This is a genomic window from Sorangium sp. So ce145 (assembly GCF_051525985.1).
In the GTDB taxonomy this organism is placed as follows: Bacteria; Myxococcota_A; Polyangia; order Polyangiales; family Polyangiaceae; genus Sorangium; species Sorangium cellulosum_B.
Map to the genome: position 1 here is coordinate 6,946,507 of NZ_CP150315.1, position 25,663 is coordinate 6,972,169.

Consider the following 25,663-nt stretch of genomic DNA (forward strand, 5'->3'; position numbering starts at 1 on the left):
TCACTGGAACGGGTTTTCCAGGTCGCCCTTCCTGACGGCGCCCCTCGCGGTCGGCGCCGCCCTCTTCAACGACACGGCGATCGCGCCGTCCGCCTCGGCCGGGATCTCCCGCGCCTGCTCCTGGTACCCGGGCGCCTTGAAGGTGAGCGTCACGGCGCGCCCGCGCGGCAGGCGCAGCGGCCCCGGCGCCTTGCCGACGAGCTTGCCTTCGCTCCACACCTCGAGCTCCTTCGGCGTCGCCTGGATCCTGAGCTCGACGTCGGGCGGCGCCGCGTCGGCGCTCGCCGCGGCTGCGGCGGTCGCCTCCAGCGGCGGCGACGGCGCGGCCGACTCCGGCGTGGCAGCGGCGGCGGCGGAAGCCGGCAGGACCGGCGCGACAAGCGCGGCCTCCGTCCTCGGCGTCGCCGCGGCCGACGCGGGCGCGCGCGGGGCGTCGGCCGCCGGCTCGCCGTGCCCGAGGTGCATGTGCCCGAGGTGCAGCGTGAGCGCCGCGGCCGCGGCGACGCCGAGGACGGCGACCACCGCGAGCGCCGCCCTCCGCCGCGACGCCGTGGCCGGCGTGCTCTCCAGGCTGCTCGGCAGCGATCCCTGCAGCAACGTCTCGTTCCCGTGCAGCCCCGAGCTCGCTTCCGCGGCGGAGCCGCTCTGCGTCGGCGCGAGCCCAGCGTCCAGCGCCTCCACGGCCGCGCCGCGCGCGCGGCGCCGCGCGGCGGCGTCTCGCCCGACGGCGGCGTCGCTCGCCCGCAGGAGGCCGCCGGGCAGCTCGTACCCCGCGCCGCGCGCGGCCTCCACGAGCGCCGCGGTCGCCTCGAGCAGCGACGCCGGGCGGCTCGCGGGGTCCTTCTCGAGCATCCGCAGGAGCGGCGCGTCGAGCGCCGGCGAGAGGTGCGTCGCCACGGTCGACACGGGGGGCGCCGCCTCCGACGTGTGCTTGATCAGGAGGTCGAACGCGTTCTCGCCGTCGAACGGCGGCGCGCCGGCGAGCAGCTCGTGCGCGAGGATCCCGAACGAGTAGATGTCCGTCCGGTGATCGACGTTCTTGCCGCGGCACTGCTCGGGGGACATGTAGAGCGGCGTCCCGATCAGGTGCCCCGTCCGCGTCTTGTGCACGGTGCTCGAGGACTCGCCGAGCAGCTTGGCGATGCCGAAGTCGAGCAGCTTCGGGAAGATCGCGCCGTCCTCGTCGAAGACCAGGAACACGTTCTCGGGCTTGAGGTCGCGGTGCGCGATGCCCGCCGCGTGCGCCGCGTCGAGCGCGCGCGCGATCTTGACGAGGATGGGCAGCGCCTCGGCGGGCGGGAGGCGCCCACGCTTGCGGCGGTAGGCGTCGAGGGTCATCCCCTCGAGCAGCTCCATCACGTAGTAGTGACGGCCGTCCTCGAGGGCGCCGAACGAGAAGATGTCGATGATGTTGCGGTGCCTGATCTGGTTCACGGCCCGCGCCTCCGCGACGAAGCGGGAGACGAGCTGCGGGTTCGCGGAGCACTGGCGGCTCAGGACCTTGATGGCCGCCGCCTTGCCGATGACGGGGTGGATCGCGCGGTAGACCGTGCCGAAGCCCCCTGCCCCGATCTTGGCCTCGACGCGGTACTCGCCGACCGGCGTTCCCGGCGCGAGCTCCGGATCGGCGCCAGGCGGCGCGGGCTCCGCCGCGAGCGTCTCGGCGTTCGTCGCGCAGGCAGCGACGCCGTCCGCATGCTCGGTTCGGCACGTAGGGCATGTCGACATGAGAAAGCCACGGAGAGCGTACACGGGGAGCCCGTCGCAGCCCAGAGCCCCCGAGCGTCGCAAACCGGCGGGCGCGCTGTCTCCGCTCCGGCCTCCGGCCTCCGGCGGGCGGGCGCAGCGCGAAGCGTCGCTTCGGCGCCGCGTCGAGGCCCGGCCTCGCGGCCCCGCGGGGCGCGAGGCGCGCGCCGGAGGTCTGACCACCTCGAGGCGCCGAGCAGGAGAGCCTCTGGCATTGTCTTACACGGGGTGTGGCCCTACAGGGCCCCGCGAGCCATGCGTGTCGTGCGGCGCGATCGATGGAGGCGCGGGCCTTCGTGCTGCTGAAGCTCGCGCTGGTGGGCGCGTCGGTGCTGCTCTCCTCGCTGGCGGCGCGCCGCTTCGGCCACGCGGTGGGCGGCACGCTCGCCGGGCTGCCCATGATCGTGGGCCCGATCATGGGCTTCGTGCTGCTGCAGGAGGCGCCCGCCCAGGCGAGCGCGATCGCGCTCGCGACGCTGGTGTGCGTCCCGGCCACGATCGTTCATGTGCTCACCTTCGCCTGGTGCGCGCGGCGGGGGCGGCGCTGGGGCGTGGCGCTTTTTGCGGCCAACGCGGCCTTCCTGTCGGTGGGCGCGGCGCTTCTCGCGCTGCGGCTGCCCCCGCCGCTCGCGTGCGCCGCGGCGCTTGCGTCGCCCGCCCTGGGCGCGCTCGCCTTGCCACGCCTGCGCGAGCCGCCCGCCGCGGTGACCATTCCTCGCGTAGAGCTCGCCTGTCGCGTGGTCGCGGCGATGGTCATGGCCTGGTGCATCGTGCGCAGCGCCGGCGCCGCGCCGGCGGGCTTCAGCGGGCTGCTGATCGCGATCCCGATCACGGGCAACGTCCTGCCGTGCTTCACCCTGCCCAGGCACGGCGCCCCCGCCACGGTGGCCTTGCTCGCGGGCTTCTTGCGCGGCCTGCTCGGTTTCACCTCCTTCTTCGTGGCGCTGCACGTGGGGCTCGCGCGGACGTCCCCGGCGATCGCTTACGGCGTCGCGTGGCTGTGCGCGCTCCTCGCGGCGCTCTGGCTGCGCGCGATGCGTACCAGGACCGTCGTCCGTTGATCGGATCACAGCCGAAATTCAACCATCCAGCGCGCCGGGCTCATCTCATGGTCGGTTCAGGACGCCTTCGTTCCCTGCTCTCTTCCAGCGGTCGGCGCAGTGCCCTGCACCGGGATCTTCCTCGGTCGCGCCTCCGGCGTCTCGGGCACGGTGACGGTGAGAACCCCGTGCTTCAGCGCGGCCGTCACCCTCTCGACGTCGACGCCCGCGGGCAGGGTGAAGCTCCGGCTGAAGGCGCCATGGGAGCGCTCGAACGAGGAATACCTCTCCTTCTCCTCGCGTCTCTCCGCCTCGCGCTCCCCGCTCACGGTGAGGCGGTTGCCCGTGAACGACACGTCGACATCCTTCTCCTGCATGCCCGGCAGGTCTGCCTTGAAGACGGATGCGTTCCCGCTCTCCTTCACGTCGAAGTCGGGAGGGGACAGGGCCTCGCGCGCCGATCGCGAGAACATCGGCACCGTCTCGCAGAACGGATCCCACTCCAGCATCGACCGCATGAGGCTCCAGGGGTTTGAGTCCAGGGAGGCTCCCGACAGAGCCGGCTTGTTCTCGTGGCGACGAATGACGTTCATGGCAGCCTCCTCTATCAGCAACGCATCGCTCATCTCATGGCCAACGGCGCTCCCGCCGGCTGGACCGGTGTCGAGGTCCTCACGAGAAATGAGGCGGCGCGCCGGCCGAGGCGCGCTCACGGCGCCGTCCAGCGGATGAGCCCAGCCCCAAACGCTGTGGTAGGGCCGATGACCGTCGTGTAACCTCGCCCGCGAGGCCGAGGCAGATGGAGCAGCAAGACCCGAGATCGAGGGTGCTTGTCGTCGATGACAACGAGCAGAACCGCGCCCTGGCCCAGGCCACGCTCGAGGACGACGGCTACGAGGTCGTGCTCGCCGTCACGGGCGAGGAGGGGATCCAGCAGTTCGAGCTCCACAAGCCCGATTGCGTGCTGCTCGACGTGCGGATGCCGGGGATGGACGGGTTCGCCGTGTGCTCCCGGATCCGCGGCCTGCCCGAGGGCGCGAGCACGCCGATCGTCTTCTTGACGGCGCTCCGCGACGTCGACACGTTCGACAGCGCGCTGCGCGCCGGCGGCGACGACTTCCTGACGAAGCCGATCCGCCCGTCGGAGCTGCTCGTGCGGGTCCAGGCCGCCCTGAGGCTGCGCCGGCTCGGCGCGGAGCTGCGCGAGCACGTCGAGCTCGTCCGGCAGCAGCGCGACGCGCTGATGCGCCTCCAGCTCCAGAAGGAGCGGCTCATGGCGTTCGTCGTGCACGATCTGAAGAACCCGGTGAGCAGCATGGACCTGCACGCGCAGTTCCTGCTCCGGGACCGCGCGCTCTCGGAGCAGGCGCGCGACTCCGCGCGGCACGTCCGCGACCAGGCGCGGGCCCTGCTGCGGCTCATCTACAACCTGCTCGACATCAGCAAGAGCGAGGAGGGGAGGCTCGCCCCCGAGCGAGCGAGCGTCGATCTCCGAGCGCTCGTCCTCGAGGTGTTCACCGCGCTCGACCTGCGCGCGAGCTCCCGGTCGCTCTCGCTGCGCGAGACCGTCGAGGTGCCCGCCGTCAGGGCCGACCCGGACCTGCTCCGCCGCACGCTCGAGAACCTCCTCGAGAACGCGATCCTCCACGCCCCGGCCGGGACCGCGGTGACCGTGGGCGCCGCGAAGCGCGGCGCTCACGTGGAGATCCGCGTCGCGGACGCGGGGCCGGGCATCCCCGCCGAGATGCGCGCGCAGGTGTTCGATCGCTTCGTCCAGCTCGGAGGCGACGCCCCGGCCCTCCACCGCGCCGGCCGCGGCCTGGGGCTCGCGTTCTGCAAGATGGCCGTCGAGGCGCACGGTGGCGACATCCGGATCGAGGACAACGCCCCTGGCGCCGTGTTCTGTGTGAGGCTCCCCGATGACACATGAGATCTCCTCCGTCGAACGCCTGTCAGCACCCGAGCAGGCGCCCCATGGGCCTGGCGCTCGCCAGCTCGACGACAGCACGTTCCGCATGCTCATCGACGCGGCGCCCGACGCCATGGTGGTCGTCGACGAGCACGGACGTATCGTGTTCGTCAACGTCCAGACCGAGCGGATGTTCGGTTACACGCGCGGCGGGCTCATCGGGCAGGCGATCGAGATCCTGCTCCCGGAGCGATTCCAGCGGTCTCATGTCGCGAACCGCTCGACGTTCATCGCCGCGCCCAGGGCGCGCCCCATGGGGTCGGGGCTGGAGCTGTTCGGCCGCCGGAGGGACGGCAGCGAGTTCCCGGTCGAGATCAGCCTCAGCCCGCTGGCGACCGAGGGGGGCACGCTCTTCTCGAGCGCCATCCGCGACATCAGCGACCGAAAGCGCCTGGAGGCCGTGGCGCAGCGCACGAGCGACCTCCTGCGGAGCGCGGTCGAGAGCTTCCAGGGCGCGTTCGCCGTGTTCGACGCGCAGGATCGGCTCGCGCTCTGCAACAGCGTCTACCGGCACTGGCTCGGCGCGCGGGTGAGCGGCCCCATGATCGGGCGGAGCTATGACGAGATCGTCGGCGAGAGCCTCGCCGCGGGGCTGTTCGCCCTCGGCGGCGAGCCGCCGGCCGCCTTCCGCGAGAGGATGCTCGCCTACCACGCGGAGCCGGATGGCACGCTGGATCTCTGCACGAGCGACGGGCGCAGCCTGCGCGCGACCGAGCGACGCACGGCCGAGGGCGGGACGGTGTGCACCCTCTGGGACATGACCGGCGACGTGCATCGCGAGGAGGAGCTGCGCAAGGCGCGGGGCATCGCCGAGGCCGCGAGCTCCGCGAAGAGCGAGTTCCTCGCCTCGATGAGCCACGAGCTCCGCACGCCGCTCAACGCGATCCTCGGCTTCGCGCAGCTCTTGCACCGCGACAGGAAGACGCCGCTCACCGATCGCCAGAAGGAGCGGATAGAGCACGTCCTCAAGGGCGGCGAGCACCTGCTCAAGCTCATCGACGACATCCTGGATCTCTCGCGCATCGAGGCGGGCCGCGTCACGGTGTCGATCGAGCCGGTGAACGTCCCCGAGGTGCTGATCGAGGTGAAGACGACGCTCGACCCGATGGCCCAGCGCGCCGGGATCGAGATCGCGCTCGCGCCCCTCCCCGCGGAGCTCCCGAAGATCACGGCGGATCGCACGCGCTTCGCGCAGATCCTCATGAACTACGGCTCGAACGCGATCAAGTACGGCCGCAGGGGGGGCCGCGCCACGATCGCGGTGTCGATGCCCGAGGACGGGGTCGTGAAGATCTGCGTGATCGACAACGGCATCGGCATCCCCCAGGAGCAGCACGCGAAGATCTTCCAGCCCTTCCAGCGCGCAGGCCAGGAGACGGGGCCGATCGAGGGGACCGGGATCGGCCTCGCCATCACGAAGCGGCTGGCGGAGCTCATGGGCGGCGGCGTCGGCTTCGCCAGCATACCGGGCGAAGGGTCCGAGTTCTGGATCGAGCTCCCGGCGCACCAGGAGCCGCCGGCGGTCGCCGCCCCGGCGCAGGCGGATGCGCGCCTGGAGGCGTCGCCGCTCGCCGGGCCCGGCGGCGTCCGCCATTCGGTCCTGTACGTCGAAGACAACCCGTCGAACATCGCGTTCATGGAGGAGCTCATCTCCGAGTTCGAGCGCGTTCACCTGATCACCGCGCCGAACGCCGAGATCGGCATCGAGCTCGCGCGCTCGCGGCAGCCCGAGGTCGTCATCATGGATATCAACCTCCCCGGGATGAGCGGCTACGAGGCCATGCGCAAGCTCGAGGAGTGGCCTGAGACGCGCGACATCCCCGTGATCGCGCTCAGCGCGGCGGCGATGGCCCGCGATACCCGCCGCGCCGAGCAGGCCGGGTTCTATCGGTACCTGACCAAGCCGGTGAGGGTCGACGAGCTGACCACCGTCCTCGAGGAGCTCCTCCTCCGGCCGTAGCGCGCTGACGCGACTGCCGTTGCGCCCGCTCACCAGCCTGTTGGCGATCGAGCCGCCGATCCGCGAACATGACGCGCACGGAGCTCGACCACCATGACCCAGGCTGATCTCCCTCCCGGGCGCGCAGCCCCCGGCCCCTCTGGCCCAGCGGGCCCGCCGGTGTTCGTCGCCCGCGGCCTGACCAAGATTTACCGCATGGGCGAGGTCGAGGTGAGCGCCCTGCGCGGCGTCGATCTCGACCTCTACCCGGGCGAGCTCGTGGTCCTGCTCGGCCCCTCCGGCAGCGGCAAATCCACCCTGCTCAACATCCTCGGCGGCCTGGACGTGCCCACCCAGGGCACGGTGCGCTACCGGGACGATGACCTCAGCAACGCCGGCGACGCCGGCCTCACCCGCTACCGCCGCGAGCACGTCGGCTTCGTCTTTCAGTTCTACAACCTCATCCCCAGCCTCACCGCGCGCGAGAACGTCGCCCTGGTGACGGACATCGCCCGCGATCCCATGCCCGCCGCGGAGGCGCTCGGGCTGGTCGGCCTCGGCAAGCGCCTCGACCACTTCCCCGCGCAGCTCTCCGGCGGCGAGCAGCAGCGCGTCGCCATCGCGCGCGCCGTCGCCAAGCGCCCGAACGTGCTGCTCTGCGACGAGCCCACCGGCGCCCTCGACGTGCACACCGGCAAGGTCGTCCTGGAGGCGCTCGCCCGCGTCAACCGGGACCTCGGCACGACGGTGGTGGTGATCACCCACAACGCGGCCATCGCCGGCATGGCCGACCGGGTGGTCTCCATCGCCGACGGCCGCATCGCCGCCGAGCGCCGCAACACCGAGAAGCTCCTCCCGGAGGAGATCGCCTGGTGATGCGCGCCCTCACCCGAAAGCTCTGGCGCGACCTCTGGCAGATGCGGGGGCCCGCGCTGGCGATCATGATGGTGGTCGTCGCGGGCATCGCGGTGTTCGTGGCCTCGCGCAGCGCGCTGGACTCGCTGGAGCTGACGCGCGCGTCCTACTACGAGGAGTACCGCTTCGCCCACGTCTTCGCGCGGGCCAGGAGGGCCCCGGAGTCGGTCGGCCGGCGCGCCGCCGAGCTCCCCGGCGTGGTGCAGGTGCAGACCCGCGTGATCATGGACGTCACGCTCGCGCTCGACGGCGTCACCGAGCCCCTCACCGGGCGGCTCATCTCCATCCCCGAGCGGCGCGGCCCCATGCTCAACGACCTCTACCTGCGCGAGGGCCGCTACATCGAGCCCGGCCGCGACGACGAGGTGCTGCTCGGCGAGGCCTTCGCCGAGAAGCGCGGCCTCCGCCCCGGCGACAGCGTGGAGGCGGTGGTGAACGGCCGGAAGCGCAGCCTCCGGATCGTCGGCCTCGCGCTCTCCCCGGAGTACGTCTACCAGATCAGCGGCAGCAGCCCCTGGCCGGACGACGAGCGCTTCGCGGTGATGTGGATGGGCTCGGAGGCCCTGCGCGCCGCGCTCGACATGCGCGGCGCCTTCAACGACCTCACCCTCACCCTCGCCCAGGGTGCGTCCGAGGGCGACGTCATCGCCGCCCTCGATCGCCTGCTCGCCCCTTACGGCGGCCTCAGCGCGCACGGCCGCGACCGGCAGATCTCCGACCAGTTCCTCTCGGACGAGTTCCGGCAGCTCCGCTCCACCGGCACCATCGTCCCCTCCCTCTTCCTCGCCGTCGCCGCCTTCCTGCTGAACGTCGTCGTCTCCCGGGTGATCAGCACCCAGCGCACGCAGATCGCGACCCTCAAGGCGTTCGGCTACTCCAACTGGGCCATCGGCCAGCACTACCTGGAGATGGCGCTCGTGCTGGTGCTCGCCGGCGCTGCCGCGGGCGTCGGCGTGGGGCTGTGGCTCGGCGGCGGGATGACCCGCCTTTACGCCGCGTACTACCGCTTCCCCATGCTCGAGCTGCGCGTCACCGCGGCCACCGCCGCCCTCGGCGCGCTGATCAGCGTCGCCGCCGCGACGATCGGCGTCGCGGTCGCCGTCCTGCGCGCGGCCCGCTTGCCCCCCGCCGAGGCCATGCGCCCCGAGGCGCCAGCGCGCTACAGGCCCACCCTGATCGAGCGGCTCGGCCTCGGCCGCCTGATGACGCCCGCGGCCCGGATGGTCCTCCGCAACGTCTCGCGCCGCCCGCTGCGCGCCCTGCTCGCCGCCTCCGGCGTCGCCCTCGCCGTCTCCATCGTGGTGGTCGGCCGCTTCAGCGAGGACGCCACGCACTACATGGTCAACCTGCAGTTCCGCCTCGTGCAGGGCGAGGACGCGGCGGTCTTCTTCTACCGGACCGTGCCCCGCGCCGCGCTCACCGAGCTCGCGAGCGTGCCCGGCGTCCTCCGCGCCGAGCCGCTGCGCGCCGCGCCGGTCGTCCTGCGCGTCGGCCACCGCGAGCACCGCACGGCCATCCTCGGGCTGGCCCGGGGCTCCGCCGGCCCCCCGGGCGCCGCGCCCGGCGCCATCCTGCACCGCACCGTCGATCGCCACGGCGCCTTCGTCCCCATCCCCGACGAGGGCCTCCTCCTCGGCGCCTACCTCGCCCGCAAGCTCGGCGTCCGCCCCGGCGACGAGCTTACGGTCGAGGTCCTCGAGGGCCGCCGCCCGGTGCGCCAGGTCCCGGTCGCCGCCCTCATCGACGACCTCGTCGGCGCCTCCGCGACCATGGACCTCGACGCCCTGAACCGCCTCCTCGGAGAGGGCGACGTGATCTCCGGCGCCTACCTCGCCGTGGACCGCCTCGGCGAGGAGGCCGTCTACGCGCAGCTCAAGCGCACCCCCGCCGTCGCCGGGGTGAGCACCACCCGCGCCGCGCTGGAGAGCTTCGACAAGATCATGGGCGAGAACCTCGGGGTGATGCGCACGATCCAGCTCGTCTTCTCGAGCATCATCGCGTTCGCCGTCGTCTTCAACAAGGCGCGCATCGCGCTCGCCGAGCGCAGCCGCGAGCTGGCCAGCCTCCGCGTGCTCGGCTTCACGCGCGCCGAGGTCAGCCGGATCCTGCTCGGTGAGCTCGGCGTGACCACGCTGGCCGGCATCCCGCTCGGCATGGGCCTCGGCTACTACTTCGCCTGGGCGATGTGCCAGGCCTACGAAGACACCGAGATGTTCCGCTTCCCGCTGATCATCCACCCCTCCACGTACGCCTATGCCGCGCTGGTGGTGCTCGTCTCCGCGGCCTTCTCGGCGCTGGTGGTGCGCCGCCGCATCGACCAGCTCGACCTCGTGGGCGTGCTCAAGACCAGGGACTGACGCATGAAGCTCGCCCGGAAGATCCCCTATGTCCTGTTCGCGGCGCTGCTCGTCGGCGCCATCGTGGTGGCGTTCCTCCCCAAGCCAGCGCTGGTGGAGGCCTCCGCGGTGACGCGCCGCCCGCTCGTCGTCACGGTGGACGGCGATGGCCGCACCCGCATCACGGACCGCTTCGTGATCTCCGCGCCTGTGGGCGGCCAGATGCCCCGCCTGGAGCTGCACCCCGGCGACCGGGTGAAGCTCGGCGCCATGCTCACCGAGATCGCGCCCATCGACCCGCCGCTCCTCGACGCCCGTTCCCGCGCCCAGGCCGAGGCCCACGCCCAGAGCGCCCGCGCCGGTGTCTCCCAGGTGAAGGCGCGCGTCGCCCTCGCCGAGACCGCCCTCGCCCAGGCCCGCAGCGAGCTCGCCCGGGTCAGGACGCTGCACGAGCGCGGCGGCGTCGCCCGCGCCGAGCTGGAGACCGCCGAGTTCCGCGAGCGCGCCGCGCAGGCCGAGCTCGAGAGCGCGCGGTTCGGCGCCCGTGTCACCCAGTTCGAGCTGCAGACGGCCGAGGCCGCGCTCGTGCGCATGAAGCCCGAAGGGCCCGGCGCGCCCGCGAGGAAGGCCGGCGCCGGCGATGCCAGCGTGGCCATCCAGAGCCCCGTCGACGGCACGGTGCTGCGCGTCTTCCAGGAGAGCGCGGCGCTCCTCCAGGCGGGGGCGCCCATCCTCGAGCTGGGCGATCCCGCCGCGCTCGAGATCGTCATCGACCTCCTCTCCAGCGACGCCGTCGCCGTGCGGCCTGGCGCCGAGGTCCGCGTGGAGCGCTGGGGCGGCGAGGCGCCGCTCGGCGCTCGGGTGCGCCTCGTCGAGCCGAGCGGCTTCACCAAGGTGTCCGCCCTCGGCATCGAGGAGCAGCGTGTCAACGTGATCGCCGACTTCTCCGGGCCTCCCGAGGCCCGCAAGGCGCTCGGCGACGGCTACCGCGTCCATGCCCGCATCGTGATCTGGGAGAAGGCCGACGCGCTCCAGGTCCCGCAGACCGCGCTCTTCCGGCGAGGCGAGCGCTGGGCGGTGTTCGCCCTGGCCGACGGCCACGCCCGGCTGCGCGACGTGGAGATCGGGAGGCGGAGCGGCGGCGCCGCCGAGGTGCTCGCCGGCCTCGACGAGGGCGACCGCGTGGTGGTGCACCCGAACGACAAGCTCCACGACGGCGCGCGGGTCGAGGCGCGTTAGGGGAGACCCGCTCCTCGGCAACCAGCGACGAAACAGGGGCCGACTCCGCCACCGCGGCGCTGGCGCCCCGGCGGAGAGGGCTTTGCATGGTCGATGAGCAGGTATTCAAGGGCGGCGTCAACACCGTGCGCCGGCGCGGCGACAGGGTCCACCGGCCCGCGACGGCGGCCACGCCTGCCATCCACCGGCTCCTGCGGCACCTCCGGGCGGCGGGCTTCGACGCGGCGCCGGAGCCGCTCGGGCGCGACGACGAGGGGAACGAGGTGCTGTCGTACCTCGATGGCGAGGTGCACAACCCACTCCCGGCCGAGCTGCGCACGCCCGAGCTCCTCGCGTCCGCCGCCACCCTGCTGCGCCGGTTCCACGACGCGAGCGCGACGTTCGTGTCAGGACCGGACGACCGGTGGCAGCTCCCGCCCCGCCCACCGGCCGAGGTGATCTGTCACGGCGACCTCGCGCCCTACAACTGTGTCGTCCGCGGCGGCCGGGTCGTCGGCTTCATCGACTTCGACACAGCTCATCCGGGCCCGCGCGTGTGGGACGTGGCGTACGCCGTCTACCGTTTCGCGCCGCTGCACGCGCCGAGCAACCCGGACAGCGCCGGCAGCCCCGAGGATCAGGCGCTGTGCGCAGCTCGGTTCTGCCGCGCTTATGGCTACCCGCCAGGGCCCCTGTTGCTCGACACCGTGGCCGACCGGCTCGCGGCGCTGCTCGCCTCCATGCGCGCGCGGGCCGCGGCCGGCGACGTCGCGTTCCAGGCGCACATCGCGGCCGGGCACCCTGCGCTGTACGAAGAGGACATCCGCTATTTGCGAGATCAGCGCGATCGGCTGCTGCGGGCATTCACCCCGTGATCGGCCGGCGCCCTCCGCCAGCCATCAAGGGGCCAGAGGGAGCCGGGCGCGTAGGCTGGGCCTGAGAGCCCGGCGGGCCACCGCCCGAACCGCGGCGTCCGGATCGCGCTCGGCGAGCCACGCGAAGCGCTCCTCCGCCCGCGCGATCTCGCTTCCCTTCGCGCCCGGGCGCATCGCGACGAGCGCCCGGATCGCGGCGCGCCGCACGCCGCCCTGCTCGTGTCGGAGCAGCGTCGTCAGGGGACGCACCGCCTCGCGCGCGGCGCTCGGGGCCGCCCGCGAGAGCCCGCGCGCGGCCGCCTCGACCACGGGCGCGTACGGATGCTCGAGCGCCGCGAGCAGCGCCGCGCGGTGGTGAAGCGCGCTCTCCGGATGTCGCACGAGGAGCTCGGCCGCGCTCAGGGCGATCCTGCGGGACGCCGGCGCGAGGAGCTCCGCCACGACGTCGGCCGGCACGCTCCTCCCCGCCTGCGGGCCCAGCCGGCGCAGCGCATCGAGCACGCTGACCCGGGCGAGGATCTGCTCGTGACGCACCGACGAGGCCGAGCAGCACATGGGCGAGCACCGCTCCCCGAGCGGCTCACGCAGCGTCTCGACGAGCACCGGCACCGCGACGGCGGCGCGACGACCCATCCTCCCGAGCGTGCGCGCCACGTGGCCGCGCAGGTGCGCGACGTCCAGACGTGCATGGAGCTTCTCGTCGTACCCATCGGCAGGACGTCGCAGGGCGAGGACCCGCACCAGAAGATCGGCCGAGAGCTCGGCCGGCGCCGGACCGCGGCGGAGCGGCATCAGCGCTCCGGCCGACGCCTGCCAGAGCGCGCGACGCTGCGGCTCCCGGAGGAGCGCCTCGAGGACATCCGCCGGCCGCCGGCGATCGGCCGTGCTCATCTCCTGACCTCGCGCAATGCCTGCTCGAATCCCATCCTGCGAAGACCCTCGCCGAGACCGGCCCTCTTCCCGCAGAACGCGAGGCCGCCCGCCAGGGAGGGTATCTTAACACACGCGGTGGAGGTCACGTTCGGGACGGCCAACAGGCCTGCGCATATCGCACCTTCCGCTCCTCGGCGCGTCGGCCACACCACGTTGTCATCCAGGCTCAGCCCGCTCGCCGGCGGTCGTTCCGATCCGCGACGAGGCCAATTTCACTCGACGAAACCGCGCTCGTTCGGCGTAGCGTGGCTGTATGACCCAAAGGCGCGATCATGCCCTCTCCTGCACGACGCTCTTGCTCATCGCGTGTGGACTGGCCGGCTGCGGCAAGGCCTCCACGCCGCCCGCGGCCGCCCCCGAGCCGCTCGCACCGCTCGCGTTCCGGCGATCCGCGGACGACATCATCCTCGCCGCGAAGCTGCCGCCAGAGACCGCGCCCCGCGCATCGCTCGAGATCCACCGCCTCGACGCTTACGCCGCGTGCAACGCGGCGCAGGTGCGCCTCTCCGCCAGCGTGAGCGCGCGCGCGGACGCGGGGCCGAGCGCGCTCACGCTGTCGAGCCTCGTCATCGGCGGCCTGGGGCTCGCGGGCGGCATCGCCACCACCGCGCTCGCCGCGGGCCTCGAGGCCCCGCAGATCCCGGCGGGCACGCCGTCGGTCCCGGACGCGGAGCCGCCGGACGTGGAGGGCAAGACGGGCGTGATCGTGGCGGGCGTTGTCACGGGCGTCGTCGTCGTGGGGGCGGTCGTCGGGACGCTCCTGCTCGTCGGCGGCGACGACGACGACGAGGATCGAAAGCACAAGCTCGATCTCGGCGCCGGCGGCGCGGGGGGCCTCCGCGACGCCATCCGCGCCTTCGAGGCCGCGTGCCCGGACGAGCCGCCCGAGGACGCCCTCGCCGCGTGCATCGACAGGGCGCGCGCCCTCCGCACGACCTGCGCAGCCCGGTGAGGTGGGCTCCGCCGGCGGCTCAGCGCGCGAGCACGTCGAGGAAGCGCTCCTCGTGGAACCCGACCGAGATCCGCGTGTTCGTGCCCTCCATGGCGCGCGCCCCCCACTCGCCCTTCTCGCGGTAGATCTCGACCTCGACGAAGTCGCAGACGCGCTCGTCGAGCGCGCAGGCGGCCGCCACGAGATCGTGCATCGCCTTGCCCACGCCCTTGTCTGCCAGGTACCGATCGAGCGCGCCGATCATCCTCGTCAGGCCGCTCCGCGGCGATCGCCCGGAAACCCGGCGGCTCAGCGCCTCGCGCATGGCCTCGGTGTAGACGACCCCGTGACATACGTTCTTCGAGACGAACCTGCGCTCTCCGATCTGCGGTGAGGCGAGCAGCGCGAGCGTCTCCCGGGGCGCGCCGCCGGGGTTAAAGCTCGGGCAGGTGAGGCGCCCGCGGAACTTCTCGAGCGGCTCGGCGACCAGGTTGTCGCCCGCGAAGCCGCCTTGCTGGACCCACCGAGCGAGCCGGAGCCCGGGGACGTCCTTGAACGCCTTGCCGATGTTCTTGGGCGCGGCCCCGACGAGCACCGTGGCGTCCGGCTCGCGGAGCAGCTCGGCGAGCAGCGCGGGGCCGCCCGCGACCTCGCCGGCCGGGTGCTCCAGGATGCCGGGGCCGTAGCACGCCTGGTGGAAGCCGGAGACCCGCGCCTTCTTGCCCTCGCTCGTCGCCCACCACGCGGGGCCGTGCAGCGCGCCGATCGGGACCTCCGCCCGCCCGCAGCGATCCAGCCCCCAGCGGATCAGCCGGCACTGATCCTCGGAGCCGGGCGTGACGAGCACGCCGAGCAGCTCGACGTCGGGGTGATCGGCGAGCCAGAGCAGCGTCATGAAATCATCCGGGTCCGCGGTCTCCATCTCGAAGATCATGCGCTTCACGCCGCACCTCCATGCCATCGCGCCGCAGAGCAAAATTGAATAGTCTCGTTCCGAGCGGGCAGCCGGAGAGACGACCGGCCGCCCGCCGGAGCCAGCGCTCGACCCGCGCTGCCGCGCGCGGTGAGGCCGCACGACCCCGAGGAGCGAATGAAGCGCATACACCTGTTCGAGATCGAGGATTTCAGCTGGTTTCCTGGGTGGCTACGGGCCTGCATGACACGCCTCATCGTGGTCATGCACAGGGCGCTGGGCACGCGCGAGGCGCTGGTCGAGCTGATCGCCAGAGCATTGAAGGAGTCGAACACATCGAACATCGTCGACCTCTGCTCCGGGAGCGGCGGGCCGATGATCGACGTCGTGCGGATCCTGCGGGAGAAGCCCGGGCTCGAGGGCATCCAGCTGACGCTCACGGACCTGTACCCGAGCATGGAAGCGGCGGAGCTCATCAACAACCAGGAAGGGAGCAACGTATCCTACCGGACGAGCCCGGTGGACGCCACGAAGATCGACGGCGAGATAGCTGGTTCCACGGGCGTCGCGGGTCTCCCGGGTCTCCGAACCATGGTCAGCAGCTTTCATCACATGAGGCCGGCCGACGCGAGGAAGATACTGGAGTCGGCCCAGAGGAGCAGGCAGCCCATCTGTATCTTCGAGATCAGCGACAACAGTCATCCGCTGTTCCTCGGGTGGCTCGCCCTCCCGATCAACTTCGTGATGTGCCTCCTCATCACGCCCCTGGCGAGGCCCATGACCGTGCGGCAGCTCGTCTTCACCTATATCGTGCCGATCATCCCGCTGTGCTTCGCGTGGGACGGGGCGGTCTCGAACGCGAGGACCTACACGCTCGATGACCTCGATGAGCTGTTGAGCGGGCTCCGGGACGAAGAGTACAGATGGGAGAAGGGCGTGATCGGCGGGAGAGCGAAGAAGCTCTATCTTCTCGGCATTCCTAACCGCGAAGCCGGCGCCGGCGCCAGCGGCTGAGCCGCTCCGGCGCGGACGAACCGGTACGTACCGGTCGTACGGATCGCCGGAGATCACGCGGCGAGCGTCGCCCGAGGCGGTATGTCCCCCTCGTGCGCTCCGACGATCGGAGTAAGGCCATGCCTTCGTGTGCGTCGCGGATTGCCCCCTACTATTCGCGTGCGGTCATCGATCTACCTTGTGACGCGCAATCCCGGTATGCCTGTCCGGTTGCGGAGGGGAATACGATGGCTGACGCAAACGGAGCACTGAGCTCGCTGGATGACTTTATCGCACACTCCACGGAGATGCTGTTCGTCGCCGGAGGCGACGGCGCGCTCGACGAGCTGACCGAGCTGAGGGCACGGGACAGGATGCTCCGCGCCTTGATCAACGCGCTTCCGATAGCAATGTGGGCCGTCGACACCGACGGAACGTATCTCTACCATGAAGGCAAGGGGCTGGAGGCCGCCGGCCATCAACCTGGACAGCTCGTCGGCGCGAACATCTTTGACCTCTACGGCGAGGCCAGGGGCGCGGTCAGGCGCGCGCTGGCCGGTGACCCGGTGCACGGGCTGGCCGAGGTGCACGGCTGTGTATGGGAGAGCTGGATGGTCCCCCTCGCGGAGGAAGAGGGCCGCCGCCCCCCCGCGACGTCGCCTGACACGACAGCGGAGGACGAGGCGCCCGGGAGCAGCGCCGGCGCTGGCGCTGCTCCCTGGGCGACCGAGCTCAGAACAGCTGGACGTCGTCGATCTCGATGCGCAGCGGCTGTCCCACGGGCGTGCGCCAGTTCAGGTTCATGACGCTCCACGGCTCGAACGGCACCAGCGTGCCCCACCCCTGCTGAATCAGATCCCACCAGCGCAGCTCCACGGTGACCCACTCCGTGCCGACCCAGAGGTCGATACCGTGGCTGTCGTAGCAAGCCGAGCAGAGCCCGCCCTCAGGCGTCGTGAGGAGCGTGCCGACGTCGAAGCGAACCTGCGTGCCCTGGCCACGGATGTGGAAGCGGATGCCCTGGAACGACGACACATCGACGGGCCACATATCGAAGGACAGCGTCACGCCAGCGCCCGACGCGGACGGCACCCCAGGGGAGTGCGCCGCGAGCGCCGTCGAGCTGAAAGGCCCCGGAACGGAGAACAGGTTGACCGGCGGGACGGTCCCGTCGTCGTACGTCACCCACGGCCCCGTGAACGGCGGGGCGCTGCCCGCGTACGGCGCGGAGAAGAGGAAATCGCCGTCCTCGAAGTCCTCGATGACGAGGCCCGGCATCGCGCAGACGGGCAACCACCCGCAGTCCGGATCGGAGCAATCCGTGAGACCGTCCGCATCGTCATCGGAGCCGTTGCTGCAGGCCCAATCGGTGTCCTCGCGCCACGACATGCAGTACGGCTGCGACTGGCAGTCCGCATCGGAGCAATCCACGAAACCGTCCCCGTCGTCGTCGGCGCCGTTGCTGCATGTCCAGTCGGTGTCCTCGCGCACCGGCATGCAGTACGGCATCCACTGGCACTCCGGATCGGCGCAATCCGCGAGGCCGTCCCCGTCGTCGTCGTAGCCGTTGCTGCACGCCGCATCGGTGTCCTCGCGCCACGGCGAGCAGAACGAATACCACTGGCAGTCCGGATCGGCGCAATCCGCGAGGCCGTCCATGTCGTCATCGGCGCCGTTGCTGCAGGCCCAATCGGTGTCCTCTCGCACCGGCGCGCAGAACGGATACCCCTGGCAGTCCGGATCGGAGCAGTCCGCGAGGCCGTCCATGTCGTCGTCGTAGCCGTTGCTGCACTCCCAATCGGTGTCTTCGCCCACCGGCCCGCAGAAAGGCATCCACTGGCAGTCCGGATCGGAGCAATCAGGGCGGCCATCGCCATCATCGTCGTAACCGTTGCTGCACGCCACATCGGTGTCCTCGCGCAGCGGCGTCGTGTCGTCGACCCCGATGACGATGTCGAGCCTCCCGTGCCCGACCGAAACGACGTCGCCATCGGCCCGGAACTGGAACGCCACCGTCGACGTCGCACCTTCGCCGATGTAGACCCACGTCGGGTTCGCCGACGTGAGGGACGCCGAGACGGGCTGGTAACCGCCGCCGGTCCACCGCTCGAGGACCCAGCCCGGCCGGAGCATCACGTCATAGGGGCCGACCGGCAGCACCTCCGTGAGCGCCGGCGTGTCGCCACCTCCGTAGATGGTCCGCGCCGTCAGGCCGTAGATATCGAACCACGCTTGGGACAGGCGGTACGTCGCGCCCGAGGAGCTGTTCCCGACGAGGGCCAGGCTGAGCGAGCCGACCTCGGACTCCTGCTCGGCGTCATCCGGCGCGTCCGCCGTGCAGCCGACCGGGATCGCAGCAATGGCCAGGACCGAACATACGAAGAGTTGTCGCAAGTGTCTCATGATGACTGTCGTATCAGAGCCGATCGCGCGTGAAAAGCTGGATTCGTGAGGGCTCCATGACGTCGCGCGTCCATCGGCCATGCGGCCGTTGGCCGGCCATGCGGCCATTGGCCGGCCATGCGGCCATTGGCCAGTCAGATGCTCGGCGCCGGCGCGAAGGCCGCCTCGGCGGCCTTCGCGTGCCGCGCTTGCTCCCGGAAGTAGCCCTCCCGCTCCTCGGCGAAGGCGCGCGCCACGCTCGGACGTCCGTGGAGGCGCGCATGGTACGCGGCGAGCGCCGGCCAGGACTTCAGGTCGATCGGCGTGACAACGGACCAGTTGAGCACCGCGAAGAGGTACGCGTCGGCGACCGAGAAACGGTCGAGAAGGAACTCCCGCCCTTCGAGCCGATCCGCCACCCAGCCGAGGCGGCGCGGCGCCCCGGCCAGCGCATGGGCCTTGACCTCGGCCGAGGCCGTCTTGTCCAGGAGCGGCATGTAGACCGCCTTGTGGAGCTCGCTCCCGATGAAGCCGAGCCACTGCTGGAGGCGCGCCCGGCCGAGCGGATCCCGCGGCGCGAGCTCCGCCTGCGGGAACCGATCCGCCACGAGCTGAAGGATCGCCGCGTTCTCGGCGAGGATCTCGCCGCCTTCGATCTCGAGCGCGGGGACGAACCCGAGCGGGTGGATCGCACGGTAGTCGGCGCCCCCCTCGGTCCGCTTCGTCTTCAGGTCGACCTCCACATACGAGACCTCCGCGCCGGCCTCGTAGAAGGCGATGCGCGTGGCGAGAGAACATGCGAGCGGAGCGAAATAGAGCTTCATGAAAACCTCCTGACGGCGCCCAAGGTGCGCCTCGCAGGGCTGTGCGTCCAACGCATCGTCGTGATAGGGTCTATGCGTGCCACGCATACCGTCTCCCCCTGCGCCTCCCGCGATCGGACCGCGGCCCCGGCTCGAGATCCGCGATCTGGAGCTCGTCCTCTCGCTGGCGGCCGCCGGGAGCACGGCCGGCGCCGCCTCGGCGATGCACATCACGCAGTCCGCCGTGAGCCGTGCGCTCGCCCAGGCGGAGGACCGCGTCGGCGCGCGCCTCTTCGAGCGCACCGCGCGCGGGGTCGCGCCGACGGCCGCGGGAGAGCGGCTCATCGCGGGGGCCGGGCTCGTCCTCGCGCAGCTCCGGGAGCTCGAGCGAGAGGTCGCGGCGCCGGTCGCCGCGACGACGCGCGTCCGCCTCGTGTGCGAGTGCTACACGGCGTACCGCTGGCTGCCCTCCGCGATGACGAGCCTCCGGCGAAGGCTGCCCCGCCTCGAGATCGTGCTCGCGGTCGAGCACACCCACGATCCGGTCGCCGCGCTCGTCCGGGGGGACATCGACGTCGCGCTGCTCACCACGTCGTCTCTGCCGACCGACCGCGAGGCGGGCTGCGCGCTCGTGGAGCGGCCCCTCTTCTCGGACGAGGTCGTCTTCGTGATCTCGACCTCGCACCCGCTCGCCGGACGGGCGTCGCTCACGCGCGACCACCTCCGCGAGGGCCCCCTGATCACGCCGAACGCGACGCCGGCCGAGGCGCGCTGGTTCATGAGCGCCGTCTTCGGGCGGCAGCGGCCCAAGATCGAGCTCCTGCGCTTCCCGCTCACGGAGGCCGTGGTCGACGCGGCGCGCGCCGGGATGGGGATCGCGACCCTCTCGGAATGGGTGGCGGAAGCCTATCTCGGCGGCGGCGACCTCCTGGTCAAGCGGCTCTCGTCCGGCCCGCTCCGCAGGCCCTGGCGGATCGCGTTCCGGCGCGCGTCGGCCGACGCCGCGGAGCGCCTGATCGCCGCCCTCGAGAGCTCGGCGCCGCGGCTCTACACGCGCGCCGGGTGACCCGGGTGACCCGGGTGACCCGGGTGGAGCTCAGTCGAGGCCGGTGGCCTCCGGCGCGCCCAGCATCAGGTTCAGGTTCTGCACCGCCGCGCCGGAGGCGCCTTTGCCGAGGTTGTCGAGGCGCGCCACGACCAGGATCTGGTCCGGCTTGCCGAACACGAACACGTCGAGCCGGTTCGTGTCGTTGCACTCCACCGCGCCGAGGTAGCCGTCCTCCAGCGCGCCCTGGCCGCCGAGCGGCATCACCCGGATGAACGGCTCGCCGGCGTAATAGGACGTGTAGAGCTCGTGGACCGCGGCGGGCGTCGCCGGCCGGGCCAGGGCGTCCGCGAACAGGGGCACCGAGACGAGCATGCCCTTGTAGAAGTCACCCACGACCGGCTGGAACAGCGGCGCCCTGTCGAGGCCCGCGATGGCGCGCATCTCCGGCAGGTGTTTGTGCTGCAGGGTGAGCCCGTACGGGCGCGGGCCGCGGAGCTGCTCGCGGCGCGCCCCTTCGGCCTGCTCGTAGGCCTGGATCATCTTGCGCCCGCCGCCGCTGTAGCCGGTGAGCGAGTGCGCGATCACGCGGGCGTCCCTGGGCAGGAGCCCCTGGTCGACGAGCGGCACCACGAGCGCGAGGAACCCGGTCGCGTGGCACCCGGGGACGGCGACGCGCCGCGCGCCGCGGACGGCCTCGCGCTGGCCGGGGCGGAGCTCCGGAAAGCCGTACACCCACCCCTCGGCCGTGCGGTGCGCGGTGCTCGGATCGATGACGCGCGTCCTCGGGTTCTCGATCCATCCGATCGATTCGCGGGCGGCGTCGTCGGGCAGGCACGTGATGAGCACATCGGCCTCGTTGATCAGCGCGCGGCGCGCCGCCGGGTCCTTGCGGCGCTCGGGGTCGATCTCGAGCAGCTGGAGGTCGCGGCGGCCCTGCAGCCGCTCGCGGATCTGGAGCCCCGTCGTACCTTCCTGTCCGTCGATGAACACCCGATGCATGGTGGCCGTGTCCATACGCCGAGCGCGCCCTCGGGACCAGCGCTTCGCGTGAGCTCACCGGCGGCTCGGCGGCGCCCAGGCGCATCCGCCGTCGGCGCACGGCTCTTCGAGGTGCTCCCCTCGCGCCCTGGCCCTGACCATCTGGATCAACCCGAGCGTCCAGCACATCGGGCATCCGCCCACCGCCACCAGCGCGACCGGCAACAGCGCCATCGCCAGCCAGAGGGAAGCGCGCGCGACGAGCACCGAGGCCACGAGGGCCGCGAGGCAGATCGCCCCGCGCGCGAGGTGCTCCACAAGGCTCCTGCTCACGAACATGGCTTGTTTCTCCTCTCCTCCCCTCCCCGCACCCATGAGGCGGAAGGCGCGCCCTCCTGCCGGAGGACCTCCCGCCGCACCAGCTGCCGCGCCCGGTGCAGACGGCTCTTCATGGCCGCCTCGCCGAGCCCGAGCATCTGGCACACCTCCTCGCCCGTCAGCCCCTCGACGTCGCGCAGCACGAGCACCTCCCGATAGGGCCGCTCCAGCACGGCGATCGCCTCATGCACGGCGCGGACCAGCCGCCAGCGCTCGAAGGCTGCCTGCGGGTCGAGATCGCCCGATGGCACCGCATCGATGTCGTCCACCCGGTCCCCCAGCCGCGAGCGCTCCCGCGCGAAGGGGCGAAGCATGCGCAGGCACGCATGCCGGACCACCGTCATCAGCCAGGAGAGGACGCCCGGATCGCGCGCCACCTCGGGGCGGCAAGCGAGCTTGGTGAAGGCCTCCTGGACCGCATCGTCGGCGTCGAAGGCGTCGCGGCACGCGCGCAGCCCGAAGCGGTACACGCGGTCGTGGTAGGCGCGGACGAGCAGCTCCAGCGCGCCGTCATCGCCGCGCGCCGCCGCCGTGAAGACCGGATCGGGGGATCTCGATGCTTCCATTCAGCGCCTCAGCTCCGCTGGAGAGGGCATGTGGATCTGCCCATCAGAGCGTACCCGAAGCACGTGCCCGAGAGCGTCGTGAATATCATGTACACGCCCGACAGACCGAACACGACGAGGCGCGTCACGAGCGTCAGCGGCGCCGCCCAGGCGCACGCCAGCAGCGCAAGCGCACCCAGACCACGCAGCACCCGATCCATGTTCCCCACATTGCGTTTCATGAGCTCCTCCATCTTTCGTCCGGAGAAGCCCCGATGCGGGGTGGAGGATTCACGAAATCGTTGCGCCGCTGGCGCAGAAAGCGATCGAGCGACGCCTGCGTGACGCATCCACACCTGCGCGACGCGTCCACACCTACGCGATGCGTCCACGCCTGCGCGGCGCATCCAGGCGGGTGCTAGCATCGCGCATGGCCGATGACCTGAGCCGGGACGTGCAGCTCCTCGACCGCGATCTCGTCGCCGTGCGGCGCGACATTCACCGGCACCCCGAGCTCGGCTACACCGAGGTGCGCACGTCCCAGATCGTCGCGGAGCGCCTGCGCAGGCTCGGCCTGTCGGTGCGCACGGGCGTGGCCGGGACGGGCGTCATCGCCGACCTCGACGGCGAGCGCCCCGGCGGCACCTTGCTGCTCCGCGCCGACATGGATGCGCTCCCGGTCGAGGAGCAGTCCGGCCACGATTTCCCGTCCGAGACGCCGGGCGTGATGCACGCGTGCGGCCACGACGCCCACGTGAGCGCGCTGCTCGGCGCGGCCACGCTGCTCGCTGCGCGCCGGGACCGCATCGCCGGCAGGGTGCGCTTCCTCTTCCAGCCGGCCGAGGAGCTCGCGGGCGGCGCGCTCCAGATGATCGAGGCGGGAGCGCTCGACGGCGTCGATCAGGCGCTCGGGGCGCACGTGATCTCGCCCTTCCCGTTCGGGGTGGTGGCGACGCGGCCCGGGCCGTTCTTCGCGGGGATCGACACGTTCGAGATCGCCGTCGTCGGGAAGGCGGGCCACGGCGGGCTGCCGCACATGTCGGTCGATCCGATCTACACAGCGGCGCAGGTCGTGACCGCGCTCCAGTCGATCGTCGCGCGCGAGACGAAGCCGGGCGAGCCGCTCGTCGTGAGCATCTCGGCCATCTCCGGCGGGAACGCGCCCAACGTCGTCGTGGAGCGCGTGGCGCTCCAGGGCACGGTGCGCTGGTTCTCGCAGCCGAGCCGGGAGCACGCGCTCGAGCGTATCCACGGGATCGCCTCGGGCGTGTGCTCGGCGCTGCGCGCCTCGTGCGAGTTCCGGGTGCTGTCGAGCTCCCCGGTCACGGCCAACGCCGCGGCGCCCGTGGATCTGGTGACGGCCGCCGCGCGGGCGACGGAGCGCGCCGAGGTCATGGATCCCGGCCCGCTCACGGTCAGCGAGGATTTCTCCGAGTTCACGAGCCGCGTCCCGGGCTGCCTCTTCACGGTGGGCGCGGGCGGGCCGAGCGCGGCGCCGCACCACCACCACGCGTTCGATCTCGACGAGCGCGCCATCGGGCTCATCGCGGAGATCTTCACCCGCGCCACGCTCGCCGCGCTCAAGCCGGAGTGACGCGGCTGGCGGCCGCACGAGCTCCGCGCGTCAGCAATCCTGGCGGAATTTCCGACGCTCCGATCCAGCGCTCAGCCCGGACGGTTTCGCATGAAGTCCGCCACCTCGGCGAAGCGCTGGTCGAGGAAGGCGCGGAGCGGCGCGGGCACGTCGAGATCGGCCATGGCCGCCCGCATGCAGCGCATCCAGGCGTCGCGCATCGCCACATCGACCGGGACGCGCGCGTGGCGCATCCGCAGCCGCGGGTGGCCGTGCGCCGCGATGTAGTCCTGCGGCCCGCCCAGCCAGCCGATCAGGAAGAGCGCGAATCGGTCGCGGCTCTCACGGGCGACCTGGCCGCCCTCGTCGCAGACGTGGAGGCGCGCGAGCGCCGGCTCGTCGCGGCCCATGAGGTCGTAGAAGCGCTCGACGAGCCGGCGCACCGCCGGCTCGCCGCCCAGCAGATCGAAAGGGGTCTCGGACGGCTCGGCCATGGGTGATGCCCTCTACCGGATTTGCGCCGGCGCTGCACGCCGCCGGCTCAGGCCGCCGCGGAGCTGCCGCAGGCCGCGCCAAACCACGCGGCGAGCGCGCGGCGCAGCCGGCGGTGGGCGGAGGCCTCGGGCTCACCTGCCGCGGCCGCCCAGGCCACATAGCCGTCGGGGCGAATCAGCAGCGCCTCCGCGGGGCCCGGCAGCGCAGCGCAGCGCGCGCTCACGACGTCCACGCGATCGCCCCAGGGCGCCGCCACGCCGCCGAGCGCGGCGCCGCCGGTCAGGTCGAGCAGCACGCCCCTGGCCCCGTGCATGAGCTGCGCGACCCGCGTCTCCCCCTTCTGCGTCATCACCGAGATATCCGGCGCCCATCGCCCGAGCAGCGGGTGCTGCTCGCCGGGCTCGGCCGGCATCTCGTAACGGACGTCGGCCGCGTCCAGCATCTCGACGACATACCGGAGGCTCTGCTCGTGCTTGAGCAGCTCGCCGACCAGCTCGCGCAGCGCGGCGACGCGCTCGTCCCGCATCATCAGCGCGCCCTGCGCCCGGGTGTGCATGATCACGCGCTTGCCCTCGGGGTGCCGCTCCGCGTGGTAGGTGTCGAGGAGCCCCGGCGGCGCCCAGCCGTGGACCTCCGCGGCCAGCTTCCAGCCGAGGTTGACCGCGTCTTGCAATCCGGTGGTGAGGCCTGGCCCGCCGGCGGGGAGATGGATGTGCGCCGCGTCGCCCACGAGCAGCACGCGGCCCGCGCGGTACGTATCCGCCTGGCGGCTCGCGTCGGTGAACCGAGACAACCACCGCACCTCGCGGACGGGCAGATCCTCGCCGAGCGCCGCGCGAACGCTGGCCTGCAGCTCGTCGAGTGTCATCGGCGCGTCCCGGTCGAAGTCCGGCGGATACGGCTCCGACGTGACCACGCGAAACACGCCCGCTCCCAGGGGAACGAGGGCGATCCCGCCGAGCCCGAACCGAACGCGGCGACCGCCGGAGAGGACGAGGTGCCCGTCCTCCGTCGCACCCTCGGCCAGCGTGACGTCGGCGAGGCGCAGGAGCCGGGAGGGTGGGAGTCCAGGAAAGCCGATCCCGGCCAGCTTGCGCACGGCGCTGCGGCCGCCGTCACACCCCACGACGAAGCGCGCCCGAAGCGGGTAGTCGCCGTCCGGGCCTCGGACGGTGACCGTCGCGCCCTCTCCTTCCTGATCCAGCGCGATGAGCTCGTGACCTCGACGGATCTCCGTCGTCAGCTCGCGCGCCCGCTCTTCCAGCAGCGCCTCTATGCGCGCCTGATGGATGCTCAGGAAGCGCCTGGAGACGCGCGCGTGGTCGCCGCCGAGGGCCAGCGGTATCCCGCCGAAGTGCACGAAGCGCGTCATTTCTGCGGCGCTCTGCTCCGCGCGGAAGCGCTCGAGGAGGCCTCTGTGGTCGAGGATCTCCACGGCGCGCCCGCCGAGGCCGAGCGCCTTGGAGAGCCCCGTGGGCTCGGGCAGCCGCTCCAGCACGACGGGGCGCACGCCGGCCAGCCGCAGCTCGCAGGCCAGCATCAACCCGGTCGGACCGCCGCCCACGATGACGACATCGACGTTCATACGCGTTCTCCTTGTCGAGCAACGATCGATTGACAACGATGGTTCAGCGACGACCTGCGCGCGATGAG

The 25,663-nt window shown here is 72.1% G+C and carries 24 protein-coding genes; 12 read left to right on the top strand and 12 right to left on the bottom strand.

The window, feature by feature from the left end; genetic code table 11:
- On the bottom strand, positions 1-1,728 hold the full coding sequence (locus tag WMF34_RS25510) for a serine/threonine-protein kinase (protein WP_437989413.1): 1,728 nt from the start codon (positions 1,726-1,728) through the stop codon (positions 1-3).
- 314 nt (positions 1,729-2,042) lie between these two features.
- On the opposite strand from WMF34_RS25510, the gene WMF34_RS25515 reads away from it, so the two are divergent.
- On the top strand, positions 2,043-2,807 hold the full coding sequence (locus WMF34_RS25515) for a hypothetical protein (protein WP_437989414.1): 765 nt from the start codon (positions 2,043-2,045) through the stop codon (positions 2,805-2,807).
- A 56-nt stretch (positions 2,808-2,863) separates the two neighbouring features.
- On the opposite strand, the gene WMF34_RS25520 is transcribed toward WMF34_RS25515, so the two are convergent.
- Positions 2,864-3,379, bottom strand: a complete 516-nt coding sequence (locus tag WMF34_RS25520) for an Hsp20/alpha crystallin family protein (RefSeq protein ID WP_437989415.1) — start codon at positions 3,377-3,379, stop codon at positions 2,864-2,866.
- 206 nt (positions 3,380-3,585) lie between these two features.
- On the opposite strand from WMF34_RS25520, the gene WMF34_RS25525 reads away from it, so the two are divergent.
- The 6 genes from WMF34_RS25525 to WMF34_RS25550 all read left to right on the top strand — a co-directional run bounded on the left by WMF34_RS25525 (position 3,586) and on the right by WMF34_RS25550 (position 12,038).
- Positions 3,586-4,716 (top strand): hybrid sensor histidine kinase/response regulator, encoded by a 1,131-nt coding sequence (locus WMF34_RS25525; protein WP_437989416.1) that lies wholly within the window; start codon positions 3,586-3,588, stop codon positions 4,714-4,716.
- Positions 4,706-6,715: a PAS domain-containing hybrid sensor histidine kinase/response regulator gene (locus WMF34_RS25530; RefSeq protein ID WP_437989417.1), complete on the top strand. Its 2,010-nt coding sequence runs from the start codon at positions 4,706-4,708 to the stop codon at positions 6,713-6,715. The genes WMF34_RS25525 and WMF34_RS25530 overlap by 11 nt, the downstream gene beginning before the upstream one ends.
- 93 nt (positions 6,716-6,808) lie before the next feature.
- The gene (locus WMF34_RS25535; protein ID WP_437989418.1) at positions 6,809-7,570 is read left to right on the top strand and encodes an ABC transporter ATP-binding protein; all 762 of its coding nucleotides are present in this window, start codon (positions 6,809-6,811) and stop codon (positions 7,568-7,570) included.
- Positions 7,570-9,966: an ABC transporter permease gene (locus WMF34_RS25540; protein WP_437989419.1), complete on the top strand. Its 2,397-nt coding sequence runs from the start codon at positions 7,570-7,572 to the stop codon at positions 9,964-9,966. The genes WMF34_RS25535 and WMF34_RS25540 overlap by 1 nt, the downstream gene beginning before the upstream one ends.
- Positions 9,967-9,969: 3 nt before the next feature.
- The gene (locus WMF34_RS25545) at positions 9,970-11,184 is read left to right on the top strand and encodes an efflux RND transporter periplasmic adaptor subunit (protein WP_437989420.1); all 1,215 of its coding nucleotides are present in this window, start codon (positions 9,970-9,972) and stop codon (positions 11,182-11,184) included.
- An 86-nt stretch (positions 11,185-11,270) separates the two neighbouring features.
- Complete coding sequence (locus WMF34_RS25550) at positions 11,271-12,038, top strand: phosphotransferase enzyme family protein (protein ID WP_437989421.1); 768 nt, start codon at positions 11,271-11,273, stop codon at positions 12,036-12,038.
- Positions 12,039-12,062: 24 nt separating this feature from the next.
- On the opposite strand, the gene WMF34_RS25555 is transcribed toward WMF34_RS25550, so the two are convergent.
- Entirely contained in the window at positions 12,063-12,929 is an 867-nt protein-coding gene (locus tag WMF34_RS25555; protein WP_437989422.1) for a HEAT repeat domain-containing protein, read from the bottom strand.
- A 295-nt stretch (positions 12,930-13,224) separates the two neighbouring features.
- On the opposite strand from WMF34_RS25555, the gene WMF34_RS25560 reads away from it, so the two are divergent.
- A complete protein-coding gene (locus WMF34_RS25560; RefSeq protein WP_437989423.1) occupies positions 13,225-13,923 on the top strand; it encodes a transcriptional regulator in 699 nt (232 codons plus the stop codon).
- A gap of 19 nt (positions 13,924-13,942) precedes the next feature.
- On the opposite strand, the gene WMF34_RS25565 is transcribed toward WMF34_RS25560, so the two are convergent.
- The gene (locus WMF34_RS25565; protein WP_437989424.1) at positions 13,943-14,845 is read right to left on the bottom strand and encodes a nucleoside hydrolase; all 903 of its coding nucleotides are present in this window, start codon (positions 14,843-14,845) and stop codon (positions 13,943-13,945) included.
- A gap of 147 nt (positions 14,846-14,992) precedes the next feature.
- Between WMF34_RS25565 and WMF34_RS25570 the strand changes: the two genes are divergently transcribed.
- Entirely contained in the window at positions 14,993-15,829 is an 837-nt protein-coding gene (locus WMF34_RS25570; protein ID WP_437989425.1) for a hypothetical protein, read from the top strand.
- Between the two features lie 227 nt (positions 15,830-16,056).
- Positions 16,057-16,614, top strand: coding sequence for a PAS domain-containing protein (locus WMF34_RS25575; RefSeq protein ID WP_437989426.1), 558 nt, complete (start codon positions 16,057-16,059; stop codon positions 16,612-16,614).
- Here WMF34_RS25575 and WMF34_RS25580 read toward each other — a convergent pair.
- Together WMF34_RS25580 and WMF34_RS25585 are read right to left on the bottom strand one after the other, a co-directional pair.
- Positions 16,541-18,211: a hypothetical protein gene (locus tag WMF34_RS25580; protein WP_012237596.1), complete on the bottom strand. Its 1,671-nt coding sequence runs from the start codon at positions 18,209-18,211 to the stop codon at positions 16,541-16,543. The genes WMF34_RS25575 and WMF34_RS25580 overlap by 74 nt on opposite strands.
- Positions 18,212-18,345: 134 nt before the next feature.
- The gene (locus WMF34_RS25585) at positions 18,346-19,014 is read right to left on the bottom strand and encodes a glutathione binding-like protein (protein ID WP_012237597.1); all 669 of its coding nucleotides are present in this window, start codon (positions 19,012-19,014) and stop codon (positions 18,346-18,348) included.
- A gap of 76 nt (positions 19,015-19,090) precedes the next feature.
- Between WMF34_RS25585 and WMF34_RS25590 the strand changes: the two genes are divergently transcribed.
- Positions 19,091-20,059, top strand: a complete 969-nt coding sequence (locus WMF34_RS25590) for a LysR family transcriptional regulator (RefSeq protein ID WP_437989427.1) — start codon at positions 19,091-19,093, stop codon at positions 20,057-20,059.
- Between the two features lie 30 nt (positions 20,060-20,089).
- Here WMF34_RS25590 and argC read toward each other — a convergent pair whose 3' ends face one another.
- The 4 genes from argC to WMF34_RS25610 are packed head-to-tail and all read right to left on the bottom strand — an operon-like array spanning position 20,090 to position 22,184.
- Positions 20,090-21,040: an N-acetyl-gamma-glutamyl-phosphate reductase gene (argC, locus tag WMF34_RS25595; RefSeq protein ID WP_157906905.1), complete on the bottom strand. Its 951-nt coding sequence runs from the start codon at positions 21,038-21,040 to the stop codon at positions 20,090-20,092.
- A gap of 54 nt (positions 21,041-21,094) precedes the next feature.
- The gene (locus WMF34_RS25600; protein WP_012237600.1) at positions 21,095-21,358 is read right to left on the bottom strand and encodes a hypothetical protein; all 264 of its coding nucleotides are present in this window, start codon (positions 21,356-21,358) and stop codon (positions 21,095-21,097) included.
- Positions 21,349-21,963, bottom strand: coding sequence for an RNA polymerase sigma factor (locus WMF34_RS25605; RefSeq protein ID WP_437989428.1), 615 nt, complete (start codon positions 21,961-21,963; stop codon positions 21,349-21,351). Before WMF34_RS25605 ends, WMF34_RS25600 begins: the two co-directional genes overlap by 10 nt.
- Positions 21,964-21,971: 8 nt before the next feature.
- Positions 21,972-22,184 carry a YgaP-like transmembrane domain gene (locus WMF34_RS25610; protein WP_012237602.1) on the bottom strand — a complete coding sequence of 71 codons (213 nt, stop codon included), beginning with the start codon at positions 22,182-22,184 and terminating at the stop codon, positions 21,972-21,974.
- A 188-nt stretch (positions 22,185-22,372) separates the two neighbouring features.
- On the opposite strand from WMF34_RS25610, the gene WMF34_RS25615 reads away from it, so the two are divergent.
- The gene (locus WMF34_RS25615) at positions 22,373-23,536 is read left to right on the top strand and encodes a M20 metallopeptidase family protein (RefSeq protein ID WP_012237603.1); all 1,164 of its coding nucleotides are present in this window, start codon (positions 22,373-22,375) and stop codon (positions 23,534-23,536) included.
- A gap of 71 nt (positions 23,537-23,607) precedes the next feature.
- Here WMF34_RS25615 and WMF34_RS25620 read toward each other — a convergent pair whose 3' ends face one another.
- Positions 23,608-24,009, bottom strand: coding sequence for a group II truncated hemoglobin (locus WMF34_RS25620; RefSeq protein WP_437989429.1), 402 nt, complete (start codon positions 24,007-24,009; stop codon positions 23,608-23,610).
- A 47-nt stretch (positions 24,010-24,056) separates the two neighbouring features.
- Positions 24,057-25,595, bottom strand: coding sequence for an FAD-dependent monooxygenase (locus tag WMF34_RS25625; protein ID WP_437989430.1), 1,539 nt, complete (start codon positions 25,593-25,595; stop codon positions 24,057-24,059).
- Positions 25,596-25,663 lie beyond the last annotated feature (68 nt).

Excerpts from the sequence above, each read along its gene's own strand:
- WMF34_RS25540 (WP_437989419.1), top strand. The coding sequence starts at position 7,570 with ATGCGCGCCCTCACCCGAAAGCTCTGGCGCGACCTCTGGCAGATGCGG.
- WMF34_RS25555 (WP_437989422.1), bottom strand. The coding sequence starts at position 12,929 with ATGAGCACGGCCGATCGCCGGCGGCCGGCGGATGTCCTCGAGGCGCTC.
- WMF34_RS25615 (WP_012237603.1), top strand. The coding sequence starts at position 22,373 with ATGGCCGATGACCTGAGCCGGGACGTGCAGCTCCTCGACCGCGATCTC.
- WMF34_RS25520 (WP_437989415.1), bottom strand. The coding sequence starts at position 3,379 with ATGAACGTCATTCGTCGCCACGAGAACAAGCCGGCTCTGTCGGGAGCC.
- WMF34_RS25620 (WP_437989429.1), bottom strand. The coding sequence starts at position 24,009 with ATGGCCGAGCCGTCCGAGACCCCTTTCGATCTGCTGGGCGGCGAGCCG.
- WMF34_RS25575 (WP_437989426.1), top strand. The coding sequence starts at position 16,057 with ATGGCTGACGCAAACGGAGCACTGAGCTCGCTGGATGACTTTATCGCA.
- WMF34_RS25530 (WP_437989417.1), top strand. The coding sequence starts at position 4,706 with ATGACACATGAGATCTCCTCCGTCGAACGCCTGTCAGCACCCGAGCAG.
- WMF34_RS25600 (WP_012237600.1), bottom strand. The coding sequence starts at position 21,358 with ATGTTCGTGAGCAGGAGCCTTGTGGAGCACCTCGCGCGCGGGGCGATC.
- WMF34_RS25550 (WP_437989421.1), top strand. The coding sequence starts at position 11,271 with ATGGTCGATGAGCAGGTATTCAAGGGCGGCGTCAACACCGTGCGCCGG.
- WMF34_RS25560 (WP_437989423.1), top strand. The coding sequence starts at position 13,225 with ATGACCCAAAGGCGCGATCATGCCCTCTCCTGCACGACGCTCTTGCTC.
- WMF34_RS25585 (WP_012237597.1), bottom strand. The coding sequence starts at position 19,014 with ATGAAGCTCTATTTCGCTCCGCTCGCATGTTCTCTCGCCACGCGCATC.
- WMF34_RS25525 (WP_437989416.1), top strand. The coding sequence starts at position 3,586 with ATGGAGCAGCAAGACCCGAGATCGAGGGTGCTTGTCGTCGATGACAAC.
- WMF34_RS25610 (WP_012237602.1), bottom strand. The coding sequence starts at position 22,184 with ATGAAACGCAATGTGGGGAACATGGATCGGGTGCTGCGTGGTCTGGGT.
- argC (WP_157906905.1), bottom strand. The coding sequence starts at position 21,040 with ATGCATCGGGTGTTCATCGACGGACAGGAAGGTACGACGGGGCTCCAG.
- WMF34_RS25510 (WP_437989413.1), bottom strand. The coding sequence starts at position 1,728 with ATGTCGACATGCCCTACGTGCCGAACCGAGCATGCGGACGGCGTCGCT.
- WMF34_RS25545 (WP_437989420.1), top strand. The coding sequence starts at position 9,970 with ATGAAGCTCGCCCGGAAGATCCCCTATGTCCTGTTCGCGGCGCTGCTC.
- WMF34_RS25580 (WP_012237596.1), bottom strand. The coding sequence starts at position 18,211 with ATGAGACACTTGCGACAACTCTTCGTATGTTCGGTCCTGGCCATTGCT.
- WMF34_RS25625 (WP_437989430.1), bottom strand. The coding sequence starts at position 25,595 with ATGAACGTCGATGTCGTCATCGTGGGCGGCGGTCCGACCGGGTTGATG.
- WMF34_RS25605 (WP_437989428.1), bottom strand. The coding sequence starts at position 21,963 with ATGGAAGCATCGAGATCCCCCGATCCGGTCTTCACGGCGGCGGCGCGC.
- WMF34_RS25535 (WP_437989418.1), top strand. The coding sequence starts at position 6,809 with ATGACCCAGGCTGATCTCCCTCCCGGGCGCGCAGCCCCCGGCCCCTCT.
- WMF34_RS25570 (WP_437989425.1), top strand. The coding sequence starts at position 14,993 with ATGAAGCGCATACACCTGTTCGAGATCGAGGATTTCAGCTGGTTTCCT.